This is a genomic window from Mycobacterium sp. E1715, assembly GCF_001667625.1.
GTDB lineage: Bacteria > Actinomycetota > Actinomycetes > Mycobacteriales > Mycobacteriaceae > Mycobacterium.
In genome coordinates this window covers 1-8218 of record NZ_LZJJ01000183.1, presented here as the reverse complement: position 1 = coordinate 8218, position 8218 = coordinate 1, and the positions used below count along the sequence as shown (strand labels likewise).

Genomic DNA, 8218 nt, shown 5'->3' with positions numbered 1-8218 from the left:
GGACACCCCGGTCCTGATCCTCGACGAGGCCACCGCGTTCGCCGACCCCGAATCGGAATACCTTGTGCAGCAAGCGCTTAACCGGCTGGCCCGGCATCGCACCGTCCTGGTGATCGCCCATCGGCTGCACACGGTCACCGGAGCCGACCAGATCGTCGTGCTCGACCACGGCCGGATCGCCGAACGCGGCACGCACGACGAGTTGCTGGCCGCCGACGGCCGATACCGGCGGCTGTGGGAAGGCGGCCGGCGTGACCCGGTTGCCGCCACCACCGCTCGGGAGGGGACGCGATGATCCGCACCTGGTTGGGGCTGGTGCCCGCGGATCGCCGGGCCGGGGTCATCGCCTACGCCGCGCTCGCGTTGCTGTCCGTAGTGGTGCGGGCGGCGGCCACCGTGCTGCTGGTGCCGTTGGTGGGCGCCCTGTTCGACAACCCGCACCGCGCGCTCGGGTGGCTCGCCTGGCTCACGGCCGCCACCGTCGTCGGATGGGTGATCGACACCGCGACCGCGCGCATCGGCTTCGATCTCGGGTTCGCCGTCCTCGACCACAGCCAGCACGACGTCGCGGACCGGCTGCCCGGCGTGCGGCTGGACTGGTTCACCGCCGAGCACACCGCGACGGCGCGCCAGGCCATCGCCGCCACCGGGCCGGAACTGGTCGGCCTGGTCGTCAACCTGCTGACGCCGCTGATCTCCGCCATCCTGCTGCCCGCCGCCATCGCGGTCGCCCTACTCCCGATCTCGTGGCAGCTCGGCGCGGCCGCGCTCGGCGGCGTGCCGCTGCTCTTGGGTGCGCTGTGGGCCTCAGCGCGACTGACGCGGCGCGCCGACGCCGCAGCCGACGAAGCCAACGGCGGGCTCACCGAGCGGATCATCGAATTCGCCCGCACCCAGCAGGCGCTGCGGGCCGCACGGCGGGTCGAACCGGCGCGCAGCCTGGTCGGCGACGCGCTCGCCGCGCAACACGGGGCGACCATGCGCTTGCTGTCCATGCAGGTCCCGGGTCAGCTGCTGTTCAGCCTGGCCAGCCAGCTGTCGCTCATCCTGCTGGCGGGGGCGACCGCGGCGCTGACGGTCGACAGGGCCCTCTCAGTGCCCGAGGCCATCGCCTTGATCGTCGTCATCGTGCGCTACCTCGAACCGTTCACCACGATCAGCGAATTGGCCCCGGCCCTGGAGAGCACCCGCGCGACGCTCGACCGCATCCGTTCGGTGCTCACGGCGCCACTGATGAGCTCCGGGCCCGCCACGCTGCCCGTCACCGCGGCGGCGCCCCGCATCGAGTTCGACGACGTCGAGTTCCGGTATGGCGATGCGACCGCGCCGGTGCTCGACGGGGTGAGCTTCACCCTGGCGCCGGGCAGCACGACGGCGATCGTCGGCCCGTCCGGATCGGGGAAGAGCACCATCCTGGCGCTGATCGCCGGACTGCACGAACCGACCCGCGGCCGGGTCCTGATCGACGGCGTCGACGCGGCGACGCTGGACGCCGAGACCCGCCGGGCGGCGAGCAGCGTCGTGTTCCAGCATCCCTACCTGTTCCACGGGTCGATCCGGGACAACGTGTCCGCCGGCGACCCCGGCGCCGGCGATGACCGCTTCAAGCGGGCCGTGACCCTCGCCCGCGTCGACGAACTCATCGGCCGGTTGCCCGAGGGCGCCGACACGATCGTCGGCGAAGCCGGCTCGGCGCTGTCCGGGGGCGAACGTCAGCGGGTCAGCATCGCGCGGGCGCTGCTCAAGCCGGCCCCGATATTGCTGGTCGACGAGGCGACCAGCGCTTTGGACACCGAGAACGAGGCCGCGGTGGTCGACGCGCTGACACTCGATCCGCGGGCGCGCACCCAGGTGATCGTCGCGCACCGGCTGGCCAGCATCAGTCACGCCGACCGTGTCCTGTTCCTGGACGACGGTCGAGTGGTCGAGGACGGAACTGTCGGCGAATTGCTCGCGGCGGGTGGACGTTTCGACGAGTTCTGGCGCCAGCAGCACGAGGCCGCCGAATGGCGCATTCTCGCCGACTAATGTGAAGCAGTTGACCGCAACTCTTGCGGTATGCCTTACAGTTTGTCAGTCGGACGGGGCCGTCCGGGTACAGGAGGCGCGCTGTTCATGAGTGCTGTGGTGTCGATTCCGCGGTATCCCGCCGACGTAACCCCGCAATGGTTATCGGCCGCGCTGAGCGGACGCGGCACCGCCGTCGAGGTCACCGACGTGGACGTGACCCCGATCGGCACGGGGCAGACCGGCGCGACCTATCGGGTGACCGCCCGCTACGCGACCGAGGCTGTCGACCTTCCGCAAACGTTCGTGATCAAGCTGCCGTCGCAGGACGACACCGTGCGTGACCGGGTCGTCCTCGGATATCGCAGCGAGTGCGCGTTCTATTCGTCCGTGGCGGAGCGGGTGCAGGTGCCGACGCCGCAGTGCTTCTATTCCGAGATCACCGACGACGCAATGGACTTCGCGTTGCTGCTCGCCGATCAGGCGCCGGCCGTGCAGGGCGATCAGCTCGCCGGCTGCGGTGAAGCCGAAGCGCGACTCGCGGTCACCGCCCTGGCCGGCCTGCACGCGCCCAGCTGGTGCGATCCATTCTGGCTCGATTTCCCGGGCATCGCCTTCGGCAGGCCGGACGAGGCCGGCGCCGGCGGCATGGGCGAGGTGGCGAAGATGAGCGCCGACATCACGCTCGACAAGCTCGGCGACCGGATGAGCGCCGACGACCGCGAGACCTTCAGCGCGGCAATGGGTCTGGTGACGCCGTGGTTACTGTCCGAGTACGACCGGTTCGCCCTGCTGCACGGCGACTACCGCCTGGACAACCTGCTGTTCGACCCGGACCGGACCCGGGTCAGCGTGGTCGATTGGCAGACGCTCGGCGTCGGGCTGCCGGCCCGGGATCTGGCCTATTTCACCGCGACCAGCCTCAATCCGCAGCTGCGCGCGACCATCGAAGAACAGCTCGTGGGTGACTATCATCGCGCGCTGGCGGCCGGCGGCGTCACCGGCTACGACCGCGAAACATGTTGGCGCGACTACCGGCTCGGGGTCCTGCAGGCGCCGCTGATCTCGGCGCTGGGTTTTGCCTTCGCCGCCGCCACCGAGCGGGGCGACGACATGGTGCTGGCCATGCTCGCCCGAGGGTGTCAAGCGATCCGCGAGCTGGGAACGCTGGACCTGATCGGCTGAGACCTCTACAGGTCGCCGGTGAAGTCCGCGCTGAGCCAGCGGTCGGGGCGAATGGTGAACATCACCTCTTCCACGCCCTCCATGCTTCGGACGAAGGCGCGGCCGCCCTCCTCGCCGAGGTAGCGGATGGCGACTGACTCCTGCACGTCGGTGGGTGCGGGCTTGGCGGTGTCGACAATGGAGCCCTCGACCACCACATATTGATACGGCGGTTCCTCGCGCTGGACCACCAGCGTCACCTTGCCCGCCCGCTCGATGAGCCGCGCCTTGCGGCTGGACGCCCCGGTCATGATGCGGATGTTCCCGCCCGGGGTGTAGTCGTACCAGATGGGAACGCTGGCCGGCGGCCGGCCGTCGGCGGCGTCGACGGACAGGACCGCGACATGCAAGCCGGCCAAAAATTCCTGACGTTCGCTCTCGGTGAAGTGCCTCATGTCGCCTCCAAGCCAAAAAGCCCGGTCATCTATTCCCCCCGGAACCGCTCAGTATTGCGTCGAGCCCTGATCGACCGGAATCCGGGCGGCGGTGATCTTGCGCGACTCGTCGCTTGCGAGCCAGCACACGGTGTCGGCGATCTCCTCGGGCTCGGCCATCCAGTCGGGCAGGAACGGCGTGAGCACGTTGGACAACTGCGGGTTGGTCTCCATGGCTTTGCCCACCGCGACGGCCATGTCGACCGAGCCCATCGGCGTGTTCACCGGCCCGGGATGCACGCTGTTGACCCGGATCGAATGCTTGCCCAGTTCGGCGGCGAAGGCCCGGGCCATCCCGGTGACGGCGTGCTTGCTGGCGGTGTAGTGCACCATGAACGGCTGCATCTTCATGCCGGCCGCGGAACTGATCAGGATGATCGAGCCGCCGCGACCGCCTTCGATGATCTTGTCCGCGCCGGCCATCACGGTGTTCCAGGTGCCGGTCACGTTGATGTCCATGACGGCGCGGAAGTCCTCGGGTGTGATCTCGTTCCAGGCCTGTGGCGCCGCGACGCCGGCGTTGGCGACGATGATGTCCAACCGCCCGAGCGCGGCGACGCCGTCGTCGACCGCCTTGCGGAGCGCCTCGAAGTCGCGGGTGTCCACGATCGACGCGATGATCCGCCGGTTGGTCTCTTCGACCAGGCGAACGGTCTCGTCAAGGTCGTCGGGAGTCGCGGGGTCGTAGGGCACGCAGGACGGCAGCTTGCCGGCGATGTCGACGCCGATGATGTCGGCGCCCTCCCGCGCCAGCCGAACGGCGTGCGCCCGCCCCTGGCCGCGGGCGGCCCCGGTGATGAACGCGACCCTGCCTTCGAGCTTGCCTGCCATTAACGCTCCTTCGTTGTGGTCGTGCGCTGCGCCGCTTTGACGAGATTGGATCCGATGATCAGCCGCTGAATCTCGCTGGTGCCCTCGTAGAGCCGCAGCAACCGCACATCACGGTAGATGCGCTCGACCGGGACGCCATGCATGTAACCGCTGCCGCCGTGCACCTGCACCGCGAGATCGGCCACGTTACCTGCCATTTCGGTGCAGAACAGCTTGGCCGCCGACGGCGCGACCCTGCGGTCTTCCCCGGAGACCGAGAGTCGCGCGGCCTCGCGCACCAGCGCGCGGCCGGCGAGCACCCCGGTCTGTTGGTCGGCGATCATCGCCTGGACCAACTGGAACTGTCCGATCGGCGTGCCGCCCTGTGTCGCGGTGGCGGCGTAGGAGACGGATTCGTCGAGCGCGCGTTGCGCGGCGCCCACCGCGAGGGCGGCGATGTGGACCCGGCCCCGTGCCAGCGAGGTCATCGCGGCCCGATAGCCGATGTCTTCGCTGCCGCCGATCAGTGCGCCGCCCTCGACCCGGACGTCGTTGAAGCCGACGTCCGCGGTCCACGCGCCTTCCTGACCCATCTTGGCGTCCTTGCTGCCGACTTCGACGCCCGGCGCGTCCGCGGGGACCAGGAATACGGCGATCCCGGGACCCTGGTCGTCGGCCGGCCGGGTGCGCGCGAACACCACGAACAGGTCGGCCACGGGCGCATTGGTGATGAAGCGCTTCTGCCCGGAGATAATCCAATCACCTTGCTCGCGAACGGCTTTGGTTCGCAGTCCGGCCGGGTTCGATCCGGCCCCCGGCTCGGTCAACGCAAAGGATGCGACGACGTCGCCCGACGCCATCGATTCCAGCCAGCGGGATTTCTGCTCGTCCGTGCCGAAGCCGACCAGGACCTGGCCGGCGATGCCGTTGTTGGTGCCGAACATCGAGCGCAGTGCCAGCGAGGTGTAACCCAATTCCATCGCCAACTCGACGTCTTGCATCAGGTTCAGGCCGAGGCCGCCCCACCGCTGCGGGATCGCGTACCCGAATAGCCCCATCTTCTTGGCCTGGTCACGTAGGTCGTCGGGCACCCGATCCTCGGTGAGGATCTCCTGTTCGCGTGGGACCACTGCCGTGCGGACGAAGTGACGGGTCTGGGCGAGGATCTCCCGAAAATCGTCGTCGGAGACCTCGGGTTGTTCGGCGGTGGTCATGGTCGGATGCTCCTACTTTGGCACCTCGTTGGTGGCGGATAACTCAGCCGCGAGCGGCCGGCGAGTGCGACGGCCCGGATAGGGAACCCGGCACCGGAGCAGATCCTATATGAAATATGATATTCGACTGCCGGGGCGTCCCGGGGACCAAAGCAGAGGGAGGCGGGAATCAGGTGTCGATGCTGACAGGTCAGACCGCGGTAATCACCGGCGGCGCGCAGGGCCTGGGTCTGGCCATCGCGGAACGCTTTGTCGCCGAGGGGGCGCGAGTTGTGCTGGGCGACGTGAATCTCGAAGAAACCCAGGTCGTGGCGAAGCAGTTGGGCGGCGACGACGTCGCGGTGGCGGTCCGATGCGATGTGACGCAGGCGTCCGACGTCGAGACCCTGATCCAGACCGCCGTCGAGCGTTTCGGCGGCCTGGACATCATGGTGAACAACGCCGGGATCACCCGGGACGCGACGATGCGCAAGATGACCGAGGAGCAGTTCGACCAGGTCATCGCCGTGCATTTGAAGGGAACCTGGAACGGTACCCGGTTGGCCGCCGCTGTCATGCGGGAGAACAAGCGGGGCGTCATCATCAACATGTCCTCGGTGTCGGGGAAGGTCGGCATGGTCGGCCAGACCAACTACTCGGCCGCCAAGGCGGGCATCGTCGGAATGACCAAGGCGGCCGCCAAAGAGTTGGCCTACCTGGGCGTCCGGGTGAACGCGATCGCCCCCGGTTTGATCCGCTCCGCGATGACCGAGGCTATGCCGCAGCGCATTTGGGATTCCAAGGTCGCCGAGGTGCCGATGGGTCGGGCCGGCGAACCGAGTGAAGTCGCCAGCGTGGCGCTGTTCCTGGCTTCCGACCTGTCCTCGTACATGACCGGGACCGTCATGGAGATCACCGGCGGCCGGCATCTATGAGCGCGATGCGCGAGACGGTCATCTGTGAACCCGTCCGGACCCCGATCGGCCGCTACGGCGGGGTGTTCAAGTCGCTGACCGCCGTGGACCTGGGGGTCGCCGCGCTGAAGGGCCTCCTCGCACGAACCGGGATCTCGCCCGACACGGTGCAGGACGTCATCCTCGGCCACTGCTATCCGAGCAGTGAGGCGCCGGCGATCGGACGGGTGGTTGCGCTCGATGCCGGGCTGCCGGTCACGGTGCCCGGCATGCAAGTCGACCGCCGCTGCGGGTCGGGCCTGCAGGCGGTGATCCAGGCGTGCCTGCAAGTGGGCAATGGCGACCACGATCTCGTCGTCGCCGGCGGCTGCGAAAGCATGAGCAACGTCGCGTTCTATTCCACCGACATGCGCTGGGGCGGAGCGCGTACCGGTGTCCGGGTGCACGACGGGCTGGCGCGTGGCCGCACCACCGCCGGCGGTCGGCATCACCCGGTGCCGGGCGGCATGCTGGAGACGGCCGAGAATCTGCGCCGCCAGTACGGCATCCCCCGGCTGGAGCAGGACGAGCTGGCGGTGCGGTCGCACCAGCGCGCGGTTGCCGCGCAGAAGGACGGCGTGCTGGGAGAGGAGATCATTCCCGTTGCGGTGCCTACCCGCCATGGCGAGGAGCTGATCGATACCGACGAACATCCGCGCGCCGACACCTCGGTCGAGTCTTTGGGCAAGCTCAAACCCGTGCTGGCGAGCGAGGATTCGGAGGCGACGGTCACCGCCGGCAACGCCAGCGGGCAGAACGACGCGGCGTCGATGTGCGTGGTGACCACGCCCGAAAAGGCGCGCGAATGCGGTCTGACGCCGCTGGTCCGCCTGGTGTCGTGGGGGCTGGCCGGCGTCGCTCCCCACATCATGGGCATCGGTCCGGTGCCGGCCACCGAGGCGGCGCTCGGCAAGGCCGGCCTGCGGCTGTCCGACATCGACGTCATCGAACTCAACGAAGCCTTTGCCGCGCAAGCGCTCGCGGTGATGCGCGAATGGAATTTCGGTGCCGCCGACCACGAGCGGACCAACGTGCACGGATCGGGCATCTCGCTGGGCCATCCGGTCGGTGCGACGGGTGGCCGGATGCTGGCCACGCTGGCGCGCGAGCTCAACCGCCGCGAGGCGCGCTACGGGTTGGAGACCATGTGCATCGGCGGCGGTCAGGGCCTCGCCGCGGTGTTCGAGCGGGTCGCCCCGACGTGACCGGCCCGCTGAGCGGTCTCACGGTCGTGGAGGTGTCCAGCTTCGTCGCCGCCCCGCTGTGCGGCATGACGCTGAGTCAGCTTGGCGCCGAGGTGATTCGGGTCGATCCCATCGGCGGTGCCTCCGACGCCCAGCGCTGGCCCTTGGCGGCCAACGGTACATCGATCTACTGGACCGGCCTGAACAAGGGAAAGCGCTCTGCCGCCATCGATCTGCGTTCCCCGGATGGGCAGGACCTGGTTCAGCGGCTCATCGTCGAGGGAGACGGCGTGGTGGTGACCAACGCCGCCGGGCTGTCCTGGCTCGGTCACGACGCGTTGGCCGCCAAACGTTCCGACGTCATCCACGTCCAGCTGCTCGGACGCGGTGACGGTTCTACCGGCGTGGATTAC

At 68.8% G+C, this 8218-nt stretch carries 8 protein-coding genes and 1 pseudogene; 6 read left to right on the top strand and 3 right to left on the bottom strand.

Annotation, left to right across the window (positions count from 1 at the left end; all coding sequences use genetic code 11):
- From A9X03_RS10040 to A9X03_RS10030, 3 genes and pseudogenes are all read left to right on the top strand, one after another.
- Positions 1-295, top strand: a pseudogene (locus A9X03_RS10040) (iron ABC transporter permease); the annotation flags it as partial.
- Positions 292-2028: an ABC transporter ATP-binding protein gene (locus A9X03_RS10035; protein WP_068260866.1), complete on the top strand. Its 1737-nt coding sequence runs from the start codon at positions 292-294 to the stop codon at positions 2026-2028. The pseudogene A9X03_RS10040 and the gene A9X03_RS10035, both read left to right, overlap by 4 nt.
- A gap of 87 nt (positions 2029-2115) precedes the next feature.
- Entirely contained in the window at positions 2116-3192 is a 1077-nt protein-coding gene (locus A9X03_RS10030; RefSeq protein ID WP_068260864.1) for a phosphotransferase family protein, read from the top strand.
- Positions 3193-3197: 5 nt separating this feature from the next.
- Here A9X03_RS10030 and A9X03_RS10025 read toward each other — a convergent pair whose 3' ends face one another.
- Genes A9X03_RS10025 through A9X03_RS10015 form a run of 3 tightly spaced genes read right to left on the bottom strand, consistent with a single transcriptional unit; the run spans position 3198 to position 5689 of the window.
- On the bottom strand, positions 3198-3626 hold the full coding sequence (locus tag A9X03_RS10025) for a pyridoxamine 5'-phosphate oxidase family protein (protein ID WP_068260861.1): 429 nt from the start codon (positions 3624-3626) through the stop codon (positions 3198-3200).
- A gap of 48 nt (positions 3627-3674) precedes the next feature.
- Positions 3675-4496 (bottom strand): mycofactocin-coupled SDR family oxidoreductase, encoded by an 822-nt coding sequence (locus A9X03_RS10020; RefSeq protein WP_068260858.1) that lies wholly within the window; start codon positions 4494-4496, stop codon positions 3675-3677.
- Positions 4496-5689 (bottom strand): acyl-CoA dehydrogenase family protein, encoded by a 1194-nt coding sequence (locus tag A9X03_RS10015; RefSeq protein ID WP_068260855.1) that lies wholly within the window; start codon positions 5687-5689, stop codon positions 4496-4498. Before A9X03_RS10015 ends, A9X03_RS10020 begins: the two co-directional genes overlap by 1 nt.
- A 116-nt stretch (positions 5690-5805) precedes the next feature.
- Between A9X03_RS10015 and fabG the strand changes: the two genes are divergently transcribed.
- From fabG to A9X03_RS10000, 3 genes are all read left to right on the top strand, one after another.
- Entirely contained in the window at positions 5806-6603 is a 798-nt protein-coding gene (gene fabG / locus A9X03_RS10010; protein WP_082950238.1) for a 3-oxoacyl-ACP reductase FabG, read from the top strand.
- Complete coding sequence (locus tag A9X03_RS10005) at positions 6600-7826, top strand: acetyl-CoA C-acetyltransferase (RefSeq protein WP_068260852.1); 1227 nt, start codon at positions 6600-6602, stop codon at positions 7824-7826. The genes fabG and A9X03_RS10005 overlap by 4 nt, the downstream gene beginning before the upstream one ends.
- Positions 7823-8218: CoA transferase (locus tag A9X03_RS10000; RefSeq protein ID WP_197696050.1), on the top strand; the 396-nt coding region annotated here is incomplete at its 3' end. The genes A9X03_RS10005 and A9X03_RS10000, both read left to right, overlap by 4 nt.

Excerpts from the sequence above, each read along its gene's own strand:
- A9X03_RS10035 (WP_068260866.1), top strand. The coding sequence starts at position 292 with ATGATCCGCACCTGGTTGGGGCTGGTGCCCGCGGATCGCCGGGCCGGG.
- A9X03_RS10030 (WP_068260864.1), top strand. The coding sequence starts at position 2,116 with ATGAGTGCTGTGGTGTCGATTCCGCGGTATCCCGCCGACGTAACCCCG.
- A9X03_RS10025 (WP_068260861.1), bottom strand. The coding sequence starts at position 3,626 with ATGAGGCACTTCACCGAGAGCGAACGTCAGGAATTTTTGGCCGGCTTG.
- A9X03_RS10020 (WP_068260858.1), bottom strand. The coding sequence starts at position 4,496 with ATGGCAGGCAAGCTCGAAGGCAGGGTCGCGTTCATCACCGGGGCCGCC.
- A9X03_RS10015 (WP_068260855.1), bottom strand. The coding sequence starts at position 5,689 with ATGACCACCGCCGAACAACCCGAGGTCTCCGACGACGATTTTCGGGAG.
- fabG (WP_082950238.1), top strand. The coding sequence starts at position 5,806 with ATGATATTCGACTGCCGGGGCGTCCCGGGGACCAAAGCAGAGGGAGGC.
- A9X03_RS10005 (WP_068260852.1), top strand. The coding sequence starts at position 6,600 with ATGAGCGCGATGCGCGAGACGGTCATCTGTGAACCCGTCCGGACCCCG.